26 protein-coding genes are annotated in these 20,636 nt (G+C 64.7%); 7 read left to right on the top strand and 19 right to left on the bottom strand.

The window, feature by feature from the left end:
* Nucleotides 1–423 precede the first annotated feature (423 nt).
* The 13 genes from ABIE57_RS06275 to ABIE57_RS06215 all read right to left on the bottom strand — a co-directional run bounded on the left by ABIE57_RS06275 (nucleotide 424) and on the right by ABIE57_RS06215 (nucleotide 10,702).
* Nucleotides 424–852, bottom strand: coding sequence for a DUF6362 family protein (locus tag ABIE57_RS06275; RefSeq protein WP_036719356.1), 429 nt, complete (start codon nucleotides 850–852; stop codon nucleotides 424–426).
* Nucleotides 849–1,046: a hypothetical protein gene (locus ABIE57_RS06270; RefSeq protein ID WP_081962562.1), complete on the bottom strand. Its 198-nt coding sequence runs from the start codon at nucleotides 1,044–1,046 to the stop codon at nucleotides 849–851. Before ABIE57_RS06270 ends, ABIE57_RS06275 begins: the two co-directional genes overlap by 4 nt.
* Nucleotides 1,043–1,579, bottom strand: coding sequence for a crossover junction endodeoxyribonuclease RuvC (locus ABIE57_RS06265; RefSeq protein WP_454283769.1), 537 nt, complete (start codon nucleotides 1,577–1,579; stop codon nucleotides 1,043–1,045). Before ABIE57_RS06265 ends, ABIE57_RS06270 begins: the two co-directional genes overlap by 4 nt.
* A gap of 467 nt (nucleotides 1,580–2,046) precedes the next feature.
* Nucleotides 2,047–4,338, bottom strand: coding sequence for an AAA family ATPase (locus tag ABIE57_RS06260; protein ID WP_354538150.1), 2,292 nt, complete (start codon nucleotides 4,336–4,338; stop codon nucleotides 2,047–2,049).
* Complete coding sequence (locus ABIE57_RS06255; protein ID WP_354538149.1) at nucleotides 4,335–5,102, bottom strand: PD-(D/E)XK nuclease family protein; 768 nt, start codon at nucleotides 5,100–5,102, stop codon at nucleotides 4,335–4,337. The genes ABIE57_RS06260 and ABIE57_RS06255 overlap by 4 nt, the downstream gene beginning before the upstream one ends.
* On the bottom strand, nucleotides 5,102–5,302 hold the full coding sequence (locus ABIE57_RS06250; protein WP_043869444.1) for a DUF6511 domain-containing protein: 201 nt from the start codon (nucleotides 5,300–5,302) through the stop codon (nucleotides 5,102–5,104). The genes ABIE57_RS06255 and ABIE57_RS06250 overlap by 1 nt, the downstream gene beginning before the upstream one ends.
* 224 nt (nucleotides 5,303–5,526) lie before the next feature.
* On the bottom strand, nucleotides 5,527–7,215 hold the full coding sequence (locus tag ABIE57_RS06245; RefSeq protein WP_354538148.1) for a DEAD/DEAH box helicase: 1,689 nt from the start codon (nucleotides 7,213–7,215) through the stop codon (nucleotides 5,527–5,529).
* A 7-nt stretch (nucleotides 7,216–7,222) separates the two neighbouring features.
* Nucleotides 7,223–7,825, bottom strand: coding sequence for a hypothetical protein (locus ABIE57_RS06240; RefSeq protein WP_354538147.1), 603 nt, complete (start codon nucleotides 7,823–7,825; stop codon nucleotides 7,223–7,225).
* 13 nt (nucleotides 7,826–7,838) lie between these two features.
* The gene (locus ABIE57_RS06235) at nucleotides 7,839–8,729 is read right to left on the bottom strand and encodes an ATP-binding protein (RefSeq protein ID WP_354538146.1); all 891 of its coding nucleotides are present in this window, start codon (nucleotides 8,727–8,729) and stop codon (nucleotides 7,839–7,841) included.
* A complete protein-coding gene (locus tag ABIE57_RS06230; protein WP_354538145.1) occupies nucleotides 8,726–9,214 on the bottom strand; it encodes a hypothetical protein in 489 nt (162 codons plus the stop codon). Before ABIE57_RS06230 ends, ABIE57_RS06235 begins: the two co-directional genes overlap by 4 nt.
* Nucleotides 9,215–9,240: 26 nt before the next feature.
* Nucleotides 9,241–9,603: a hypothetical protein gene (locus ABIE57_RS06225; RefSeq protein WP_354538144.1), complete on the bottom strand. Its 363-nt coding sequence runs from the start codon at nucleotides 9,601–9,603 to the stop codon at nucleotides 9,241–9,243.
* Nucleotides 9,600–9,806 carry a helix-turn-helix transcriptional regulator gene (locus ABIE57_RS06220; protein ID WP_007425318.1) on the bottom strand — a complete coding sequence of 69 codons (207 nt, stop codon included), beginning with the start codon at nucleotides 9,804–9,806 and terminating at the stop codon, nucleotides 9,600–9,602. Before ABIE57_RS06220 ends, ABIE57_RS06225 begins: the two co-directional genes overlap by 4 nt.
* A gap of 212 nt (nucleotides 9,807–10,018) precedes the next feature.
* Nucleotides 10,019–10,702, bottom strand: a complete 684-nt coding sequence (locus tag ABIE57_RS06215; protein WP_354538143.1) for a hypothetical protein — start codon at nucleotides 10,700–10,702, stop codon at nucleotides 10,019–10,021.
* 109 nt (nucleotides 10,703–10,811) lie between these two features.
* Here ABIE57_RS06215 and ABIE57_RS06210 point away from each other — a divergent pair, with 109 nt between their 5' ends.
* Genes ABIE57_RS06210 through ABIE57_RS06200 form a run of 3 tightly spaced genes read left to right on the top strand, consistent with a single transcriptional unit; the run spans nucleotide 10,812 to nucleotide 12,450 of the window.
* Nucleotides 10,812–11,489 (top strand): XRE family transcriptional regulator, encoded by a 678-nt coding sequence (locus ABIE57_RS06210; RefSeq protein WP_354538142.1) that lies wholly within the window; start codon nucleotides 10,812–10,814, stop codon nucleotides 11,487–11,489.
* 2 nt (nucleotides 11,490–11,491) lie between these two features.
* Nucleotides 11,492–11,722: a hypothetical protein gene (locus ABIE57_RS06205; protein ID WP_354538141.1), complete on the top strand. Its 231-nt coding sequence runs from the start codon at nucleotides 11,492–11,494 to the stop codon at nucleotides 11,720–11,722.
* Nucleotides 11,719–12,450: a hypothetical protein gene (locus ABIE57_RS06200; RefSeq protein ID WP_354538140.1), complete on the top strand. Its 732-nt coding sequence runs from the start codon at nucleotides 11,719–11,721 to the stop codon at nucleotides 12,448–12,450. Before ABIE57_RS06205 ends, ABIE57_RS06200 begins: the two co-directional genes overlap by 4 nt.
* 41 nt (nucleotides 12,451–12,491) lie before the next feature.
* Here ABIE57_RS06200 and ABIE57_RS06195 read toward each other — a convergent pair whose 3' ends face one another.
* On the bottom strand, nucleotides 12,492–14,099 hold the full coding sequence (locus ABIE57_RS06195) for a DUF5677 domain-containing protein (RefSeq protein WP_354538139.1): 1,608 nt from the start codon (nucleotides 14,097–14,099) through the stop codon (nucleotides 12,492–12,494).
* A gap of 213 nt (nucleotides 14,100–14,312) precedes the next feature.
* Here ABIE57_RS06195 and ABIE57_RS06190 point away from each other — a divergent pair, with 213 nt between their 5' ends.
* The 4 genes from ABIE57_RS06190 to ABIE57_RS06175 are packed head-to-tail and all read left to right on the top strand — an operon-like array spanning nucleotide 14,313 to nucleotide 16,727.
* Nucleotides 14,313–14,531 (top strand): hypothetical protein, encoded by a 219-nt coding sequence (locus ABIE57_RS06190; RefSeq protein WP_354538138.1) that lies wholly within the window; start codon nucleotides 14,313–14,315, stop codon nucleotides 14,529–14,531.
* Nucleotides 14,528–15,028, top strand: coding sequence for a DUF2924 domain-containing protein (locus ABIE57_RS06185; RefSeq protein ID WP_354538137.1), 501 nt, complete (start codon nucleotides 14,528–14,530; stop codon nucleotides 15,026–15,028). The genes ABIE57_RS06190 and ABIE57_RS06185 overlap by 4 nt, the downstream gene beginning before the upstream one ends.
* The gene (locus tag ABIE57_RS06180) at nucleotides 15,025–16,347 is read left to right on the top strand and encodes a recombinase family protein (protein WP_354538136.1); all 1,323 of its coding nucleotides are present in this window, start codon (nucleotides 15,025–15,027) and stop codon (nucleotides 16,345–16,347) included. The genes ABIE57_RS06185 and ABIE57_RS06180 overlap by 4 nt, the downstream gene beginning before the upstream one ends.
* Nucleotides 16,347–16,727 (top strand): ParB/RepB/Spo0J family partition protein, encoded by a 381-nt coding sequence (locus ABIE57_RS06175; RefSeq protein WP_354538135.1) that lies wholly within the window; start codon nucleotides 16,347–16,349, stop codon nucleotides 16,725–16,727. The genes ABIE57_RS06180 and ABIE57_RS06175 overlap by 1 nt, the downstream gene beginning before the upstream one ends.
* 3 nt (nucleotides 16,728–16,730) lie before the next feature.
* On the opposite strand, the gene ABIE57_RS06170 is transcribed toward ABIE57_RS06175, so the two are convergent.
* The 5 genes from ABIE57_RS06170 to ABIE57_RS06150 all read right to left on the bottom strand — a co-directional run bounded on the left by ABIE57_RS06170 (nucleotide 16,731) and on the right by ABIE57_RS06150 (nucleotide 20,588).
* Entirely contained in the window at nucleotides 16,731–17,564 is an 834-nt protein-coding gene (locus tag ABIE57_RS06170) for a protein NO VEIN domain-containing protein (protein ID WP_354538134.1), read from the bottom strand.
* Nucleotides 17,565–18,267: 703 nt separating this feature from the next.
* Nucleotides 18,268–18,891, bottom strand: coding sequence for a glutathione S-transferase family protein (locus ABIE57_RS06165; RefSeq protein WP_354538133.1), 624 nt, complete (start codon nucleotides 18,889–18,891; stop codon nucleotides 18,268–18,270).
* A gap of 309 nt (nucleotides 18,892–19,200) precedes the next feature.
* Nucleotides 19,201–19,695 (bottom strand): GyrI-like domain-containing protein, encoded by a 495-nt coding sequence (locus ABIE57_RS06160; RefSeq protein ID WP_354538132.1) that lies wholly within the window; start codon nucleotides 19,693–19,695, stop codon nucleotides 19,201–19,203.
* Nucleotides 19,667–20,257, bottom strand: coding sequence for an SRPBCC family protein (locus ABIE57_RS06155; RefSeq protein WP_354538131.1), 591 nt, complete (start codon nucleotides 20,255–20,257; stop codon nucleotides 19,667–19,669). Before ABIE57_RS06155 ends, ABIE57_RS06160 begins: the two co-directional genes overlap by 29 nt.
* The gene (locus tag ABIE57_RS06150) at nucleotides 20,244–20,588 is read right to left on the bottom strand and encodes an ArsR/SmtB family transcription factor (RefSeq protein ID WP_354538130.1); all 345 of its coding nucleotides are present in this window, start codon (nucleotides 20,586–20,588) and stop codon (nucleotides 20,244–20,246) included. Before ABIE57_RS06150 ends, ABIE57_RS06155 begins: the two co-directional genes overlap by 14 nt.
* Nucleotides 20,589–20,636: the final 48 nt, after the last annotated feature.

Raw genomic sequence — 20,636 nt, 5'->3', positions numbered from 1 at the left:
GGTGGATACCGGTGGCTTCCGGACCTCCGATGCCGGGCCGGACTCCAAGCGGAGTCCAGCGGCTACCAGCGGTATCCAGTCGGAAGGCCAGCGTTCATTGGTGTTTGCGCGGGGCGCGCGTGGCTCCGGCTTCCGGGTGGCTTCCCAAAAATCCGGCCCTGTCGCTGGCGATCTTCCGCGCTTCGCCCGCCAGCATACGAATGTCGCGCAGAAGGAACCGCGAAGTCGTCTGAGGGGGGGGTGGCGTGGGCGGACAGCGGCCCGCAAGGAAAGGATCAGCGCCTTTCCTTTATTAGCGCGCCCCGCCAACGAAAGGATGGTTTCGTTCGGGACCGCGCCGCGCGCGCCTCTCCCGAGTATATCCACTTTCTAGCCCGGGAGAGGCGTTTTTGTCTGCGCGAAAACCCTCTACACGAGACTTTCCTACAGGCTGCGCGCCAGCTTGATGATCTCGAGGATCGGCAGTTTCCGGTTGAAGGGCTGCCTGTTGAGGTTGAGCGCGATGAGCGACAGCCCGTAGCGCCAGTGCTGGTGCGCCGCGGCGTGGCAGAGACCGACGTGCCAGCAGATGTTCTTCCAGCGCTCGTCATGCGCCTTCATCCAGACGATCTTGCCGTCGATGGGCTCGAGGCAGTTCGTCCAGGTCAGCGTCTCCTCCATCCGCGCGATGTCCCGCGGCGAAGGCGAGACGCGCATGGGCTTCGGCTCCTGGCCCACCTTGTCGGCGAAACCGTGGACGATCTCCGGCCATGTGCTGAAGTATCCGTTGCGCCGGGGCTCCGGCAGACGGCGCAGGATCATACCCGCCTCGGAGAGCCGCGCCTCCACGTCGGCTGGTGTCCAATGGGTCATTTCCTCACCTCTCGTTGTGTTGGGCGCGCGCCGTAGAGACGCTCGCCGAGTTGCCGCACCAGCTCCCGCTCAGGCCAAGTAAGTCTCTGGTCGTCAAGGGAAACTGCGAACACGCGTTGCTCCTTCCAGCCGTCGCGCTTGACCTGTTCGGGGTTGCGGCGCTCGCCGCCATAGCCACGGGGAAACCGCCTCATTGCAGGCCCCCCTTGGTCTCCAGCGCCCAGAGCAGGATCGCGATGGCGTCGGCCTCGTTGTCGTCGGCGGGGCTGAAGCCGCGGGCGCGGGCCGCGGCGATCATCGCCTCCTTGGGCGCGTTGCCCTTGCCCGTGGCATGGCGTTTGATCGTGCCGACCGGGACGCCCTCGTAGGGAATGCCGCGCAGTTCGGCCCATGCGGTCAGCGTGGCCATCAGCCCACCGTAGACATGGGCCGCGTCGGTGGCCGCATGGCGGCGGACCTCCTCGAACCAGATGGCGGCGACGGGTCCGGACAGCCGGTCGATCTCGGTCAGCCAGTTGGTGAAGCGGAGATACCGCATGCCGCCACCGTCGAAGCGGCCGGGGCGGAAGGACACCGTGCCGGAGGTGATCAGCCCGTCGATGCCGTGCAGCGCCCATCCCGTCGTCGTGCCGAGGTCGAGCGCCAGCATCGCGCGGTTGGCCCGGACGGCGGGCGGCAGATCGGGGATTGCCTCGCGGCGGTGTGTGGCGAGAGTCATGTCAGCCATGGGTGGTCTCCTCTTCTGGTTGGCTGCTCGGGTGGAAGACGACGGCGGTCTGGTGCTTGGCGGTACGGGGCCGCCGTCGTCGGATCGGAAGGTTGGCCCGTGGGCAGGCCACGCGCGCGAAACCCCTGGGGGTGGGCGTGGGAGAACCCGCCTGCGGCGTTCTCCCCCACCCCCGTAGGGGGTGGTTTCACCCCCGAAACTGGAAAACTGCAGCAACACACTGACAGAAAACAGGAATTCCTGTTTAGGGAGTGCGATTCCGGCGGCCCCGGCCGAAACTGGTTGCCGAGTAGCGGTTGCGGTCCGAGCGCAATCCTGCAGGGGCAGTTTCGGAAGCGGGCCGAAACTGGCCACATCGGATGCATGCGGATTTCCGCGCAATAGTGGCGGGGCAGTTTCGGCAAGGCCCCGCATCTGGCTCAAACTGGCCCCTGCGCAATTCTGCGGGGAACGATCTGCAGGGGCGATCATGGCCGTTCCCCCTCCGGATAGACCCAGACATGCGGGTTCTCGACCTCGAGCAGCGCCCCGGTCTGCGGCGATTTGTAGTGGGTGGGCAGCACTGCGATGCTGGCGAGAGTGACCTCTCCGGTCGCCGGATCGACATCCTCGCCGTCCGTGGGCATGACCATTCCCTCGACGCAGAGGTATCCGAAGCGTGAGCGCGAAGGCCCGAGGCCGTAGGGCGCGCCGTCGCGGATGAACTTGATGGTGCCCTTGGTCGCTTGCACTGCGATCCGGTCGCGGATCGTGTCCTTGCCGCCCAGACCGCCCTTGTTCTCGAAGGCCTCAGCGAACTGGTTGATGGTGTAGAGCCGTCCCTCGGCCGCCTCCTCGATCAGGATCGAGAGGATCACGTCCCGCTTGCGATCGCGCTCGGCGTCATGCTTCGCACCGACTTCAGGGCGCACCAGTCGCTCGTTCATCGGGTTGATCTCGACCCACTTGCCCTTGACCTTGTCCACCAGCTTCGCGGGTAGCGCGGGGCCGTTCCGGAGTTCGATCTCCAGGCGGCGCTGGGTCGAATCCTCCTCGGGCCGGTGGAGGATCAGGCCGGTGGTGTAGAAACCCCTGAGCGCGCTGGCGCCGGAAAGGGCGAGGAACGGGTCCTCCTTCACCTGGTGCTTCGAGAGCTTCTTGGTGTGGTGGACGAGGATCACGCCGCAGTCGGGATTGACGTGGTCGCGCAGCACCTCGACCCGGTCCTTGAGGAAGAACATCATCGCGGCGTTGTCGTTCTCGCCACCGCCATCGGGCCCGCCGTCGAAGAGATTGCGGATCGGGTCAATGCAGAGGATGTCGAGCGGCGCATCGGGGAACGCGGCCTTGATCGCCTCGGCCACGCGGGCGCTGCCCTCGGCATCGAGCAGCATCCGCAGCTTCGGCGTGACGATCAGGTTGTCGCGCGCGGCGGCGATCAGCTCGGGTGGCAGGCCGATCTGCTGCATGCGTTCGCGCAGGTAGTGGTATTGGATCTCGGCCTGCAGGTAGAAGATCCGCAGCGGCCGTGGCGGAGTGAAGCCGAGGAAGGGCACGCCCGCCGCCATGTGCACGAGCAAGGCGATCAGAAGGTCGCTCTTGCCGACCTTGGGCGCGCCGCCCAGCACCAGAAGCCCGCCCGGCGTCAGCACGCGCGGGCCGATGATGTCGTCGGGCATCGGGCTCGTGTCGTCGAGAAGCGCGCCCAGCGTGAAGGTGGGCAGGTCAGTTTGCGCGGGCGCCGCACTGTCGAGGCGGATCAGCGGCGGCCCGTGCCGTTTGATGTGCAGCTCCCACAGCCGGTTCGTCTCGCGCTTCAGCCGGTCGAGCGGCCAGGCGGGGCGCAGCATCGCAGCGTTGTAGCCGCAGATCGCCGTCCAGCCCTCGTCCATCGAGATCCGGCCCTCGTGGACCAGCCGCAGGAAATAGCCGATGGCGGCAGAGGCGCCCTCGAAACGGGACCAGTCGTCCGCGCCGCCCTCGTGGACCGGGGTCACGAGCACGTCGTCAATGGCGGGTTTCTCGCGGGGCTCAGCCGTGGCCATGCCGACGCCGGGCATGGGCAGCATGTCGGCGACGCGCTCGGCCATCTCCGCGAGTTCGACCTCGAGCTCGGTCGCCTCGCGGATCTGCACCAGCCGCGTGAGCCCGCCCTTATGATAGACGGTGCCGGGCACGCGGATCGGCTGATGGGCCGAGCGGAAATGGGTGTCGCCGCCGACCTTCAGTGCGATCTCGCCGCGCAGCTGGCAGAGCCGGGCAAGGTCCGCCCCCTCTATGGGCTCGGTCAGCTTCCACCAGACATGGAGCTTGGTCGCGCCCTCAGGCGTGCGCCCGCCGCTCTCGACGATCAGGGTCGGTCGGCCAAGGTGGTGGACGAGATGATCGAGCTTGGCCGGGATGTCGCCCGAGTCGAGATCGACCACGAGGCTCTGCATCTGCAGGACGTCTGCGGCCCGGGCCTGGCCGGTCTCCGCCACCGTGCCGGGGATGACATAGACCGCCGCGCCCTCGCGCGCGGCCCAGCCCGCGAAGGTCGCGAGCTTCTCGGGCGCGGTGCCGTCCGCGTCGATCCAGATGTTGTGTGGGCGGCCGTCCTTGCCCTGACCTTTGTCGACGAAACCGCGAACCGGGATCAGCCCGTCGGAATAGCCAAAGACCACATCGACGAAGCGGGCGATCTGGTCCGCGTCCGGTTCGACCGCGAAGGGATCGTCCAGCGGCGCCGCGTCGTTGAAATCGCGCCACGGGTTGAAATGGATGATGTTGTCTTCGCTCATGTCGGCAGGCTCCAGCAGCGCTCGGCCCAAGGGCAGAACCGGCATTCGAAGAAATCGCGATTGGCGGCGATGCGCGGGAGCAGCTCGCCCGCGTCGGTGGCTCGCAGGATCCGGACGCCGCGGTCGGACATGCGCTGCGCGAGATCGGCATCGAAGGGCACGAGCTCGTGGTGCAGTTCGGCCGTGTCCTTGTTGATCGCAGTGAAGAGCGCGGGGTTCGCGCTGATGCCCGGCACCGTCGCTTCCATGTAGGCCTGGTAGAGCGCGATCTGGGCGGCATAGACCGGCTTTGCCACGGTCACGCCCTTGGCCACCGTCTCGCGCCAGTTCTTCGCGTTCATCGTCTTGCATTCCCAGAGCGCCGGGGTGCGCAGCCCCAGCGCCGCCGGGGCCTCGGCGACGATCCCGTCGACATGACCGCGGATGCGGCCCCCGGCGACCGAGAAGCCGAACTGCTCGCCGTCCGGGCGGTTGCCCTTGCGGGTGTAGAGATCGAGCCCCGCCGCCCGCAGCCAGCGGATGGCGAGATCCTCGAGCTGGTGCCCGATCGCGAAGATCCGCAGCGACCGGCCGGAGAAGTCCTGGCCCTCGTCCTTCGGCGCGCGCGCGAACTCGAACTGCAGCGCGCGCTCGCAGGCAAGGCCGAGCCGGGACGCCCCGAGATAGTCGCGCGGCGGCGTGGCAGCGCGTTCAGCCTCGAGCGCGGCATCCACCGCGGCGTTGATGCGCTCCGCGATGCCGGGGCGGTGGTTGTAATCCAGCATCAGAACGGGATCTCCGACTGGCTGGCGATCTCGGCCATCTCGGCGCGGAACGCCTCGACGGTGGTGACGATGAGACGGTGCATGTCATTCTGCGTCAGCTGGCCCAGCGGCCGGTCCCAGCCGATGCGCTCCATCTCGGGGGCGAGCGCGCGCATCACGGCGGGCAGCGCCTGGGTTTCCTCTTCGGTGAAATCGACCATGCTCAATCCTCTCTTCGCTTTGCGGGTGAAGGCCGCCTGGCAGCCCATGGAGCAGAACCAGCGGTGGGTGCGGTGGGGGCGCGGCCGGTGGGGATCGAACCAGCCGAAGCCGCGCGTGCGGGATGTGCAGACGGCGCAGAGCATCGGCAGCGGATGCCAGAGGCGATCACAGCCGGGTCGATCCGGAGCCTCTGCGGGCGGGGATGGGACTTGCGCGACATGGCTCACGCCGCCCTCCGCTCGGGCGCGGCCGACATGACGAGACGCCGGATGTCGCGGCGGTTGAACTGGAAGGTGATCAGCGCAGACGCCCGATAGCGAGTGAGCCCGTAATCCTGCTGCTGTTCGGGCGAGAGGTATTGCAGCTGCTTCTCGGTCGGCGGCTGGCTCAGCCAGCGCTTCGACTTGAAGGCGCTCTCGTCGCTCTCGTGGGTGTTCAGCCAGTCGTCGGCCCGCGCGAGGCAGACGGTGCGATCGCCAACCCCAAGAAGGCAGGTCGCCTGTCCCTTCGCCCCGCCCACGGCATGCCATCGGCCCTCGAGGAAGAATACGCCGCCCCAGGCGCCGAACCCGCTCGCCATGAGCGCGGCGTCGTCGCCGAAGAGGTCCTCCCAGGCGAAACTCGACCGATTCAGGAGGTCGATCTCGGACATGACGAACCCGGACAGGCTGCCGGTCCCGGCCTCCTGGCTGTGCGCCTCGTCCTCGGGTTCGTCAAGCAACTCGCCGCAGAGCGGGCATTCACGGGAGCCAAGCGGAATGTCGGCCGCGCAGGCCGGACAGGTCTTTGTCGGCGCCTCGCCCGTGGGCGTGTGGCCGTCTAGGTCGACGTCCTGTTCCAGCGTGCCGTGGGTCAGGCTCGACGTCCCGAAATCCAGCACGATGCAGTCGGTCTTGACGATGCCGGGATGCTCGGCCGGATCGACGGTGCGCAGACCGCGCCCGACCATCTGGATCATCGTGGACTTGTAGGAACTCGGCCGAAGCAGCACGACGCAGGAGGTCGGCGGGTGGTCCCATCCCTCGGTCAGCACCGCGACGTTGACGACGACGCGGATGCGACCGGCGGCATAGGCGTCAAGGATCCCCTTGCGCGCGCCCGCCTCGAGCGTCCCGGTGATGAGCGCGGCCGAGACGCCGGACTCGCGGAACGCCTCCGTCACATGCTCGGCATGGGCGACGGTCGAGCAGAAAACGACGGTCTGCCGGTCGCCCGCCTTTTCCTTCCAGTGGCGGATCACCTCGTCCGTGACCGGTGCGCGGTCCATGATTTCCGCCACCTCGGCCATGTCGTAATCCGACATAGTCTTGCGTACCGAACGCAGTTCGTCCTGCACGCCCACGTCGATGACGAAGGTCCGCGGCGGCACGAGGTGGCCAGACGCGATCAACTCGCCCAGACGCACCTGGTCGGCGACGTTGTCGAAGACCTCGCGCAGGCCCTTCCGATCGCCCCGGTTGGGCGTCGCCGTCACGCCGAAGACGCGGGCCTCGGGGTTGGCATTGCGCACCCGGTCGATGATGCGGCGGTAGCTCTCGGCCACCGCGTGATGCGCCTCGTCGATCACCAGCAGATCGAGCTTCGGCATGGCCTGCAGATTGGCGGCGCGTGACAGCGTCGGCGCCATGGCGAAGGTGACCTGTCCGTTCCAGGACTTGGTCGTGGCATCGACGACGGAGGTGTCCATGTCGGGATTGACCCGGGCGAACTTCGCCCGGTTCTGGCTGGTCAGCTCGTCGCGATGCGCGAGCACGCAAGCCTTGGCGCCGTCCCCGGTCATCCTGCCGGTGACGGCCGAGAGCATGATGGTCTTGCCCGCGCCTGTGGGCGCAACGCCCAGCGTGTTGTCGCGGGCGGAGAGCGCAGCAAGGCTGCGCTCCACGAAGAGTTTCTGGCGGGGACGGAGGAGCATCGTGCCCTCACTGCGCCCATGCGGGACGTCCCGGCACCGGCGCAGCCGCGGGCTGCTGGACCGGCGCCTGCGCCGCAGGCTGCGCGGGCGGCTGATACCCGTGCTGCGCTGCCAGCCCCATCACCTGCGCATAGTCACGATGATCGGGCGTGACCGCGGCGCGGATCTCGTTCTTCTCCTCGCCCATGGCGTCGCTGCCGACGTCGATCCGGGCTATGAACTCGATCCCGTCGAGATCGGCGAAACCGTTTATGCGCCGCGCCGCCTGCGCCTGCGGGGATTGATCCTTGTCGGAGATCCCGCGCGCCGAGTTCAGCATGCCGCGCACGAGGCTGCGGCCCATGTTGGCCCAATCCGGACCCTTGGGGCTGTAGAGACCGATCAGCGTGAAGATCTTGCGCCGGGCATATTGGCCCTCGGTGACCGTGAACTCGCCGTTGAGGTAGACAGCCCCGGTCGAGCCGCGGGTGGCATAGCCCCCGGTCCAGCCCTGCGACGGGTCGTCGAAACCGCCGGGGCGGATCGTCAGCCGCACCTTGGCGAGCGTCCCCTTGGGGATGAGGTTCGTGTTGGACTGCGCATCGTTGAAGTCGTTCCAGAGACCGGACATGGCTCGGGTCCTTTCAGTTGGTGGGATAGGAATGGGTGTCGGTCGCCGGCGCACCGGGCGGGGCGGGCAGCTGCGGTGGCGAATATGTCAGCCGCCGTTCCGCAGGGATCAGCGGGCCGCGGATCTTCTCCATCAGCCGGCCGAGATGAGGCTCTTCGACCAGGTCGAGGCGGCCGGAGCGGTCCTTAGCCGGGTAGCCCCACGGGTTCAGCGTCTGGCAGACGAAAGCCCGCTGAGGCCGGTTCATCTCGTCCGGAAGGCTGGCCATCGTGATGACCTGATCGACGATGCCGGGCAGCTCGAGCCCGGTCTTCGAGCCGTCGATCTGCGGGACGAATACCTTGCGATTGAAGTCGTCGAGCTTCTCGTCGAGGATCCCGACGAACCAGACATTCTTGCCGCGCGTGTGCTGGAGGTGGGTCAGCCAGCCGATCATCTCGCGCCCGTGAAGCCCGTAGGCGCCGCGGACATCGGGTTTCCCGGTCTTTTCCGAGTGCGCCTCCGGTTGCCCGCGGCACCACTGGAAGCAGAGCCGCCCGGCCACGGTGATCGAGTCGATGAAAACGGTGTCGTATTTGGCGAGGACGCGCGGATCGCCGAACCGGCCGCACACCTCGTCGAAATGCGCCTGGCTGTAGGGCTGTTCGGGCCGGAGCGCCGGGTTCGGGCCGCCGATGAAGACCGCGAAGTCCCGACACTCCTTCCAGGTGCGCGGCCGGACCACGTCGATGTGGAGCCCCTCGATGGCGAGGTCGCCCGCCTCGAGGTCGAAGAACAGCGTGGTCGAGGCTTCGAGGGTCCAAAGCAGGCTGGTCTTGCCGATCCCGGAGGGGCCAAAGATCACGCCCTTGATGCCCCGCGTCTCGGCCAGCCGCTGATCGGCCGTGATGATGGGGAGGCTCACGCGTGGTCCTCCTGCGGCAGGATCGCGATCTTCAGCGCGCCGGCCTTCACCGTGCGGGCGGGCTCGAAGCCTTGGCGGATCGCCTCGGGCCAGGCGAGATAGGCGCGCTCGGGCACCTTGAAGCTGATCTCGACGTATTCGGACGGGTCGTCGCCCGCGGCGCGGATTCGCTCGACCATGGCGGCGAGCTGGGTCTGGTCCCATTCGACGCGCTTCGGCAGATCGGCGACCACGGTGAAATCGCCATCGGCGAGGCGAACGGTGCCGGTGTCCTTGCCGCAGGCGCGGCGGCCTTCGGCGGCGCGGGCAGCGTAACGGACCTCGAGGGCGGTCGAGAAGCGCGCGGTGACGGCCTTCATCTGCTTCGCGGCAGCGTCGATCTCGCGCTGCATTGCGGCCAGAAGCTCGACCGGAAGCTGGGCGATCTCGCCCGCCGGCAGGTTGATCAGCTCGTCGATGGAGGGGGTGTTTTCAGGGAACGGCATGGGGATCTCCGTGATGGGGGATAGGGTCAGGCGGCCTCGAGGAGGCGCATCGAAAGGGCGGCGCCGGCGGGGCCGGGCTTCGGCCGGGCGACGGCGATGTAGGCGAAGTGGTCGGGGCCGAGCCGGGCCTGCACGAGGTGGACGAGCCGCTGCTCGGCGGCGCGCAAGGCGGCGGCCGCGACACCGCGCAGGATGCGCTGGCGCTCGGGCGTGAGGTTCGAGACGGCACCGGTGGCGTCGACGGCGAGGAACCCGCGGTGATAGACCAGCGCCTCGCCCGGGGCAGCCTGCGCGATCCAGGCGGAAAGCCCGACCTCGTCGAGCGCGGGACCGGCGGCGCCGAAGATCGACACGACGCTGCCGTGGATGGCGGACCGGCGCTTCATCATGCCGCCCCCCGCGCGCTGTCAGCGGTGTGCGTGAGCTGGTCCTTCTCGAAGGCCAGGATGTCCTCGAGCCGGTAGACCACCCGGCCGCCGAGTTTCATGTACGCGGGGCCTTCCCCGGCCCATCGCCAGCGCTCGAGCGTGCGGTGCGAGATCGTCCAGCGCCGCGCGAGCTCCTTCTGTGTGAGGCAGGTCTTCTGCTGCATCGTCGTCTCCCGGTGTCGTTTGTCGGGAGCACGATGCGAAATCCCGCGAGGGGATGTCGTCAGGATTGGAGTGGGATGCGGAGGGGGATCGTCAGGAGCCTTTCAATCCAAGGGAGAACGGCTCTGTGGGGGATCGCCATCCCCCTCTCATCCCCCGGCGCATCCCACCGTAGGGATCGGGAGGGCGCGCGGATGGGAGGGATGGCGCGAGATCAGAGCCCGAGCAGGCGATAGGCGCCGCGGCCGTCCGACTCGATCAGCAGCCGCCAGTTCTTCTTCGACTTGAAGACATCGGACATCTTGAGGCTGCGCGAGCCCGCGGCGGCGAGGATGGCCTTCCCGCTCTGCCAAGGCTCGCCGCGCCCGGCAGCCTCGTGCAGCGCGCGCACGACCTGCGCCTGGATCGCACCGAGGCGAAAGTGCTGACCGTTGCAGCAGACGTCCTGGTAGTCGGCCGAGGCATGGAAGGCACCGGGCATTTGTCCTGCCGCTGCGCCTGCAAATCCGGTCTCGGCCTCGAAGCGGTCGCGTTCCTCGCGCCTTAGCAGCACGTCACGCTTGCGCACGGTGATCTGCTCGCGCTCCCCGGTCAAGCAGGCGTAGTCGGCCTTGTGCGAGCGGAAGCGGCTGAGCTTCACCTCGCCATGACGGAACAGCTGGAAGACGTCATGGGCGTGGAGATCCAGGAGCCCGTTGAACGGGCCCCGCTCGAAGGGCACGGAGAATCGCTCCCCCTCTGGTGTCTCCTCGTAGTCGCCGAGCTCGACGGCCAGGTTGAACACCCGGATCGACAGCCGCAGCTGGTCGTTCTCGGCGAGGTAGACGAGGTCCGCCTCGGACATGGACCAGCGATCGAGGATCTCCGGCAGGGTGAAATACGACTTCTCGATCTCCATCCGGACCCCCGATTCCCATGTGCGATTGTTTAGGTTTTGTTCTAATCGCTTGACGGGTCCGCATCAATCCTGTTTTATCCTATTTCATCCACATACCCTTGGGGAAAACATGACCGAGCAGCACACCCTGGCCGACCGCCTGCGGGCCCGCGCCAACCAGCTTGGCCTGACGCCTGCCCATGTCGCCGAGATGGCCGGCGTGCACCGCTCTTTCGTCTACGACATCCTGCGAGGCCGCTCCGCCCGCCCCGGCCTCGACCGGCTGGCCGAGGTCGCCCGCGTGCTTAAGGTGGACCGCGACTGGCTGATCCACGGTATCGGCGAGGTCGAGGGAACGCCCCCCTTCGTGGACAATCCCGACGATGCCTTCGTGGCCATCGCGCACGCCACGCCTCGGCCCTCGATGGGCGGCGGTGCGGTGGTGATCGAAGATGGCGATACGCCCGGCCGTGTCTATCACTTCCGCCAGTCGTGGATCCGCCACAAGCTTAAGGCCAGCCCGTCGCAGCTGCGCATCATGCACGTCGAGGGCGACAGCATGGCGCCGACGCTGCTGAGCGGCGACGCGGTGCTGGTCGACATGACCCGTCGCGCGCCGAACCCGCCCGGCATCTTCGTGCTGGATGACGGGATGGGGCTGGTCGCCAAGCGGCTCGAGCACATCCCGAACAGCGACCCGCCCGCGGTCCGCGTCATCTCCGACAACAAGCACTATCCCGAATATGAGCGAACGGCCGACGAGATCCACATCGTCGGCCGCATCCGTTGGTTCGCTAGGGAGATCTGAGCATGGCCCACGTCATCATCCGGGGCGGAAACGGCCGCCGTCATGAAGTGGACTTCGAGGACGCCGACATCACCGTGGAGCTGCACGCCAGCGAGGATCACGTCGAACTGGTGATCGAGGCGTCATACGACGAGGCTCCATCGGACAAGAAGCGCTTTGCGCTGATCAACATCCCGCGGCATCTGCTGAGCAAGGCCATGGCGGATCTGGCGCGCAAAGATCGGCGATCATGATCGCGTTTCAGGAAATCGACGATGCCGATCTGGCGTTGGCGCACTCTCCGATGGTGCGCGGAGTCGAGAAGACCCTCGCCTGGATCGGTGAGCATGGCGGGATCCCCCTAACACCGTCCAAGGCGTTTAAGCGGGTGTTCGTGCACCAGGCCGCGGCCGAGTTCGACTGGCCCGGCCACACCGAGGCGGACCTCTTCACCGTCAACAAGGTCCTGAATGAGCCGGACTTCGCCCCGCTCATGGTGCTGCACGACCTGATGATCGCGATGAAGCTCGGCCGACACTACAAGGGCGAGTTCCGCCTGACCAAGGCAGGCGAGGCGCTGGCGGGCCATCCCGGTCGGATCTTCGGCACGGTCGTCCCGTTCTTCCTGTTCCGCATCAACCACGCCAGTATGTCGCGCTTCGAGGGCGCCCCGATCCTCGGCAACTGGGATGTGTTCCTGAACGTGCTGAACGTCGAGACCGAGGACGGCGCAACCGGCGCTCACCTCCGCCGCGTTCTCTTCGGTGAGCCCGAGGAGGGGCCACTCCCGCGCTATGACGAGGTGATGGGCCAGCTCTACATCCAAGTGCTGCGCCCGCTGTGTTGGGCGGGACTTCTGCAGCAAGAGCGAGGAACGCCGAGCTATCGGTTCGAGGGCGCGGTGTTCATGAAGACGCCGTTGTGGCGGGCGACGCTGCGGCTGGAGACCGATAAGATGGTGCTACGTTCGATGCGACATTGAAGCCGACTGCCGACACACACCCGTATTCTCCACTAATTGATTCAATCGGAACCTTGGCCAGAGGTTTCCCCTTCATCCGACTCAGTTCTTTCCGAAAAAGCATCTACAACTACGAGAAAGGACTCACATGGCAGTTCCCCGAGTTGCAGTGCATCATCGAACGCGGAAAGTGTCTTTCTAAGATATTTTGCCGCGAGCATACACCAATGAGTGTCGGGTTCTAATGAGGGCAAGATGGGTAGGAAGTGGAAATTATGAGATGGGTTCTCGCAATATTCTACATTGATCCTGCCCACATGCGACCAGTAGGAATGGACCGCTGCGCTAAAAGGCTGGAAAACATAGTTGTAGAAATCGATACAGCCCGCCTCTTCAGCCATTATTCTTGTATTCTTTCCAGACCAGCTCCCAAGGTTAACCTCTACCAGAAACTCAAGCCTCTGCGATTCAAGCCAATTCTTGAGGTATTCGGTGTAAGCGTTGTGCTCGTCAGTTGCCGCGCTTGGGTTGCGTTTTATCTCCTCCTCCCGATGCGCAATCTCCAATTTTATCGCTCCCAGCCCATCGGACACATACATCGGGACCCTGACTTTTGGATCACCAAGAAGCCAAACAAGTGTGATGTGAACATCTGCCATTGCGCGAAGCAATACAGGTGCAACATTTGGGTTCCAGGTGCTTGGCGCCGACACAATTTCGATAGCCAGAGTCGCTTGACGCGCAAGGAGGGCAAGCAGAACTTGCTGCTCCTCAACGTTTCCCAAGTCAATCTTCCAAGCGGCCTGTCTCGATCTGACATCCTTGTTGGCAAAATGCCTATATGCAATAATGAAGCCTTCGATCCCCTCAGTCACTTCCGGAAGCTCTGGAATATCTTGGTGCTTCCCGATGCAGCCACCTAAATCAGAAATTGTTTCCCAAAAGGACGCGGCCCAATTGCTAAGTTTTTGATCGCCAGCACCATTGTCGCCAAGCAGGAACATTGGCGCCATGGCCCTGAAGAACGCTCCAGCTGCCCGCGATTCATCGGTGGATGGATATTTCTCTATATCCCGGAGAGCCTCTTCTGCCTTTGTCGCCATTTCGGATGCAAGAACAATTCGCCCCTGGGTCAGGCCGAGGTAGGCCGCCGTGGTCACAGCTAGCGTGGCATCTCTTCCACGCCTATCATACAGTGCCTCAAGGATATCGGAGATCTTATCAAGCGCAACGCTTGAACTTTGTGCAGATGAAATACCCAGAAAAGCGAGTGGAAAATCTGGCCAAATCGCAGAAACTGGCTCCAGCGCAGTTCTCAATCGTTCCAAAATGCAGGATGGGATTTTATGCGTTACTTCCTCTCCCTCCTCTGGGCTTAGTTCGGAGAATGAGGAAAGTTTCGCAAAAAGTGGCTTAGGATCTTTCGAGCTCGTGTCGCTGGCGGTTTTCCCTAAGACTTGGGCAGCTTCGACGCCGTCTTGCATCCCAAACTCACGGGTCAAGATTGATAACCAGAAGAACTCCGGAACAAGTTGCGTCGCCCAAGAGTATGGCGAGTAGTTCTGCCCCATCATTGCAAGCAAGGGCGGCACCAACCGGCGCCGCCGTCGAACATGATCCTTCAATACCAATTTCTGACCTTTCAATCTGAATAGAGACAGGGGGATCAACGTCCGGTTCCGCTGAGGTTCACAACCGTTGACGGGCTATCGCCTTCAATGAATCAAGCTTTTCTAGAATTCAGCGTCAAGTGAACACCAGCGCAACATGCACGACCTGCTGCGCAAAGCTACTCCCCCTTTCGACAACTCCTTGTTTTGACTTGAAATCCATCGCCGCGAGCGGTGAACACGGAGCAAATCGCCTCACGAGGTTCGCTCCCCATGCCAGACGACATCGCCTTCGCGCCGCCCGCAGAGACGCTCACCACCAATGAGCGGCTGGCGGAACTGGCCGCCATCCTCGCCAGCGCTATCGCGCGCACCAACCCACGGGAAACGAACGAAAAGTCTCCGCTCGACGGAGACAGTTCGCTGGACATTCTCGCCCTCAGACGCCGTCGTCGGAGACAGGTGCAAAACCGAGTTGGAGACGACGCATGAGGAAAAATACAAGGAAATCAGCAGCAAAGGCTACGCTCGCGCGCCAAGCGGAGGGGATCGACGTCCTGGCCGAACTGGCCGGGCTGAAGGCGATGACGGTGCCCGAGCTGCAGGGGAAGTGGCGGGTCATGTTCGGCGAACCCGCGCCGAACGCCAGCCGGGGGAACCTGGAGCTCCGGATCGGCTACCGCATCCAGGAACTCGCCCATGGTGGCATCAAGCCCGCCACGCGCCGCACGCTGGACGCGCTGGCGACCGAGGTCGCCTCGGGGGCGGCGGGTCCGCTGATCGCGGATCCCCGCCGCCCGATCCCCGGCACAAAGCTGGTGCGCGAGTGGCAGGGCGAGGAACATGTCGTCACAGTCCTGACCGACGGGTTCGAATGGCAGGGGCGGCGCTTCAAGTCGCTCTCGGCCGCGGTGCGCGCGATCACCGGCAGTCACTGGAACGGGTGGAAGTTCTTCGGGCTCGCCCATGGTGCGGAGGCCCGCTCATGAACCGCACCAACCCCGAACCCGTCCGCCGCCTGCGCTGCGCGATCTACACCCGAAAGTCGAGCGAGGAAGGACTCGACATGGAGTTCAACAGCCTCGACGCGCAGCGGGAGGCCTGCGAGGCCTACATCGCCAGCCAGAAGGCCGAAGGCTGGGTGGCGCTGCGGGACCGCTATGACGACGGTGGCTTTTCCGGCGGGACGCTGGACCGGCCTGCGTTGCAGCAGCTGATCGCCGACATCGAGGCCGGGCTGATCGACGTGGTCGTGGTCTACAAGATCGACCGCCTCAGCCGCGCGCTGATGGATTTCTCGAAACTGGTCGAGGTCTTTGATCGCCACGGCGTCACCTTCGTCTCGGTCACGCAGTCCTTCAACACCACGACGTCGATGGGGCGGCTGACGCTGAACATCCTGCTCAGCTTCGCCCAGTTCGAGCGCGAGGTGATCGGCGAGCGCATCCGCGACAAGTTTGCGGCCTCGCGTCGGAAGGGCATGTGGATGGGCGGCCCGGTGCCGCTGGGCTACGTGGTGAAGGACCGCAAGCTGGTGATGGAGCCCGCCGAAGCCGAACAGGTCCGCACGATCTTCCGCCTCTACGCCCGCTCCAGTTCCACCGCACAGGTGCTGAAGGAACTGCACGCGCGCGGGATCCGCACCAAGCGCGGGGCGGTGTTCGACAGGGGCTACCTGCTGAAGTTCCTGCACAACAAGGTCTATCTCGGCCTCGCCGTGCACAAGGATGAGGTCTATCCCGGTGAGCACAAGGCGATCATCGACCAGAAGCTATGGGACGAGGTCCACGAGGTCATCGCCAACAACCGCGTCGCCCGCGGGGCGGTGGCGCGGGCGGCGCAACCGGCGCTCCTGCGCGGGCTGATCTTCACCGAGACGGGCGCCGCCATGACGCCCCACCACACCAAGCGGAAGGGCAAGCGCTACTGCTACTACACGTCCATGGACGTGATCCGGAAGCGCCCAGCGGCCGAGCTGCGCGGGCCCCAGCGGTTGCCGGGTGCCATGGTCGAGGAGGCCGTCATCGGCGAAATCCGCCGGATGCTGCGCACACCCGAAGTCGCGGCGCGCACCGCGCGAGCGGTCCGGAAGGACCGTCCCGATCTCGACGAGACCAAGGTCGTCGCCGCTCTGGCGCAGTTCGACGATCTCTGGAGGGCGCTGATCCCGGCCGAGCAGGCCCGCATCGTCCAGCTGCTGGTCGCGCGCATCACGGTAAGCGAGGCGGGCCTCGCCATCGACCTGCGCCACGACGGCCTCGGCGCCATCGCGGCCCTGATGGCCCCGCCGAAGAAGGCGGTGGCCTGATGCGCGAGCCTGAGACCCTGCGCGTCCACATCCCGCTCGAACTCCGCCGTCGCGGCGGTCGCCCCCGGATCCTGCCGCCGAAGAATGTCGAGGCCGCCATGGGTCGTGGGCAGGATCCTCACCTGCTGCGCGCCATTGGCCGGGCATGGGGCTGGCGGCAGCGGCTGGAACGCGGCGACGTCGCCACGCTCGCCGATCTCGCCGCCGACGAGGGCCTGTCCGACCGCTACGTCAGCCGCCTCCTGCGCCTCGCCTGGCTCGCGCCTGACGTCCTCGAGCGGCTGGTGATCCACCGAGAACCCTCGACGATCAGCATCTACGACCTGTGCTTCGTGGCGTCTCTGCTGTGGGACGAGCAGCCGGGGCGGGTGTTCGACTGAGCCTCAGTGAAAGCTCGCCCGATACGACGTCGCCGTCAGCGAGACATGGGCATCGAGCAGCGGGCGCAGTTCAAAGGCCTTCGGCTCGCGTGAGAAGTTCCACAGCCTGAACAAGCACCATTCCGCACGCCGCTCCTCGGCCACGGCCAGTTCGTTGCGCGTGATGTGAAATGGTGTCCGGTCCCAGCCGTTTGTCGTCTTCACCTCGATCAGTCGCGACCGGCCGTCCCGCTCGAAGCTGGCAATGTCGTAGCCGGCACCGTCCCCGTCCTCCTCCGACACCCAGCGAACCTTGCGCGCCAGGTCATCGCGCCCCGCTGACCGCAGCACCGACCGCTCGTAGGCCAGCACGCGTTCCTCTCCCGCGCGGCCAAGGACACGGTTACGCTCGTCGCGGCCGGCCACGTCGGACTTCCTGGCGATCCGCAACATCAGGTCCAGCTCCTGCGGTGGCGGCTGGTTCGACATCGTCGGCGGCGGCCCGATCCAGATCTGCGCCGCATCATAGAGGCCGTTGGGTGGTCGGCTGCCCGGGGCCCGCAGGACCCATTCCGGATGCGAGCTCATCCATCGCAGAACGGCATCCTCAAGCGAGCTCTGGAAGTTGAAGGCGGGTGCGAGGCCAGTCAGCCACGTCTCGCCCAACGCCTTGAGCACAGCACTGATGTTCTGGTGCTTGTATTCGATTGCCTTTGCGGACCGATCGATCCGGTCTGCAAGCTGTCGATATGATGCCGCCTTGTTCATGGGTTTCCCCGCGAGATCATCGACCAGCATCGCGAAGTAATCCGCGACGATCAGATCGTTCTCTTCGTCCGTCCAAGGCCCGTTCGACATTGCGCCAGGCTACGGGCGGGAAGTCCTTTTGTCATCAAGGCTTTCCAGCTTGAACCCGGCAAATCACCGTCATCGCTACGCGCCATTCTGCCAGCGCACCCAACGGCTGCGCCTCCCTTGCGTTGCGGTTCCGTTCCCCTCGAAGGCGATTGACACAAGGCCCGAAGTTTTGGCGGGGTTGAAACTCAGGCCATTGGAAAAGCGTGAAAAAATCCAACCGAACCGAATTCGGTGAGGTTCGCCCGAACAGAGACGGAGCGGCGTTCAGAGCCCGAAACGGGCTTGGCGCGTAGTCTCAGAGGTTCGCATGGGGGAGGCAAAGCCCTTTGAAAACACAACTATTTCCGCGCCGCGATGGGCGCCTGTCTGTGTTCGCAACAGGGATGATGGCGGAGGGGATGGGCCTGAAAGACAACCTTCTCCACTCATCAAGCCATTGATATCATTTACATGCCGAGAGATTTGAATGGAGGTCCGGTTCGGTCGCGACTGGCAGTGACACGGGTGACAGATGGCCAGCATCGCGCGCACAAGGTCGCCGTCATCCTGTCTACCAACCAGGTCGATCAGCGCAATTCTGTCGTCGGTCATTGTCATCTCAGTATCGGCTCAATTCTCGCAACCCGAACCTTCCTTCAGAGGCGAGTGATCAGGAAGGGAGGATGTTGTCTTCGGTCATTCGCTTTGCCTTGTCTCGGGGCGGTCAGTCAGCCGCCGCGAAATGTGCTATCTGGTCGGAATGAGCCTTTTTGAAGGCCGGCCGCGCCGTGATCCGCGCCACATATGACTCGGTCGCCGTTCGGTCACCGAACGCACGAACCTTTCCGACACGTAGCACGTCCGCCATGAGAAGATCGGCGATGGTGAAACGGTCAGCGGCCAGCCATTGCCGCTCTGCAAGGACGCGCTCCATGTGGTCCAGACGACTTTCCAGCCACGCGGTCATTCCGTTTTCCTCGGCGCCTGTCACCTCCAGAAACCACCACGGCAGCGAAACCATTTCAATTGAGTTGAGCGCCGCAATGACCCATTGCAGCGTCTCCGCCTTGCCTGCCGGATCGCGCGGCATCAGGATTTCGCTCTTCCCTGCCAGATGCAGCAGCCCCGCCCCACTCTCGAAAATCGACAGGTCTCCATCGGTAAGCCACGGCGCCTGCCCGAACGGCTGGTGTCTGAGATGATTCTCTCCCCTTTCCTTGAACGGCGTGGATTTCACCTGATAGGGCAGACCTGCTTCCTCGCAGGCCCATCTCAGCCGCAGGTCGCGTACGAAGCCGCGCGGTTCCTCGGGAACCCAGTCGTAGACCCATATGGTCAGTTCGGTCATGCTTCACCTTCCAGAAACGTTTGCAGTTCACTCAACCAGCCGGACCATCCGACATGGTGCCTCTCAACAGCGTCCTCGTCTTGCAGCCCTTTATGCGTCAGTGAAATTTCGGTGCCGGTCTCAACAGCTCTGCGAAGACAAAAGGTGCGGGACGAAGTTGTCTTTTGGAAGCAAAGCGCAAAGGTCTCGAGTGGACCTGGATGCCGACGGTCCGGTTTCCGCAGGGAGATGCATAACGTCGACATTCGGCATCCGACTCCAATTCAGACATTTGCCCATCACTCTGGCACGGACCGCCTCCCGCCGAACTCAGTCCTTCAGCTTGATGGCCACGATGGTCTTGCGCTTGTCTTCGTCGGGTTCATCCAGCGGGCCATTGGGGTAAAACTCGACACGACTGGCGAAATGGTCGCCGTCGGAATCCGGACGCATGTCGAACACCAGATCGTTCGCGCGCGACCAGTCGATCAGCACGCCATTCACCTTCGTCAGATGGCGGTACGGCCCGACATAGGTCAGTTCAGCATAGCGCCCTGCGGGCAAGATGCCGGTCGTCAGCGCGCCGGTCGTAGGATGCGCACTCCGGGTCTCGAACCCGAACTCCATCTCCAGCTCCGGCATCTTGACGACGTTGTATCTGAAGATCGCGGCACCCGTCCCCGCGATCCCTTGCCTGTCGATCTCCAGAACCAGTCGGTCCATGGTTTCGGTCGCAACCTGCCCAATGGGCATCACCACCTGACGCCGTAGCGCGACGTAATGCCGGGCGGCGTAGTCAACGACCTTCGGGGTGCCGATGTTCATTCGCCTTGTCCTCGATCTCTTGCGCGTGGCGTGCTTCAGCCGCTGCGAAATCTGCCGCAACCCCGTCGATGCGAGGGCGGCCTTTGGGCCGCCAGTCCTCGATCCCGAAGATCAACAGATAGGCGCTCAGCAAATCGAAACTGCTGTTCCATCCCCGGCTGTGACCATCCCGTTCGGCGCGATTGAGGAACGGCGTCTGCCTGAACAGCATCCGCGTGGTACCATCGGGCTGCGCGATGAAGTCCATGGTCACGATGGTCTCGAAGCCGTCGCGTTCGTTGGTATAGGTGAAGCTCAACCGGTGCGGTTCGTCGATCGCGATGAATTCTCCGAAGATTACGTGGGCATGGCCGGGGCGAGCGGTCATCGTGCGGCGCCATTTCCCGCCGGGGAGAAAATCCTGCGCGCACTGACTCAGCGCGCAGCCCTCGGGGCCGTGCCAGCGCACCAGATGTTCAGGGTCTTTCCACAAACTCCAGACCAGCTCTCGCGGCGCGGCGAACACCCTGTCGATGTCGAGCGATAGCGCGCGTTGCTCTGGTGTCGGGTCAGTTTTTGGCATTGGAGTCACCTTTCTGTAGCTCGGCCAGGTAGTCATCCATGCGGTCGAACGCGCCTTGCCAATGCTGGCGATACGTTTCGACCCAGTTGGCGACCTCGGCCAAGGGGGCAGCATTGAGTTGCACCGGCCGCCATTGCGCATTCCGGGTCCGTATGACGAGGCCCGCACGTTCCAGCACTTTCAGATGTCGAGAGATCGCTGGCATCGAAATATCAAAGGGTTCGGTCAGCTCCCCGACCGACGCCTCTCCTTCGCTCAGTCGCTGCAGGATGGCCCTGCGGGTCGGGTCACCCAGTGCTGAGAACGTGAGAGAGAGGGAATCAGCTTGCATTGAACCGTCCTGTTAAGTAACAGGTGTGTTAAATGCGAAAAACCTTCG

This window comes from Roseovarius sp. MBR-6 (assembly GCF_040547525.1).
GTDB lineage: Bacteria > Pseudomonadota > Alphaproteobacteria > Rhodobacterales > Rhodobacteraceae > Roseovarius.
The sequence above is the reverse complement of the archived record's forward strand: the minus strand, read 5'-3'. Positions and strand labels throughout refer to the sequence as shown.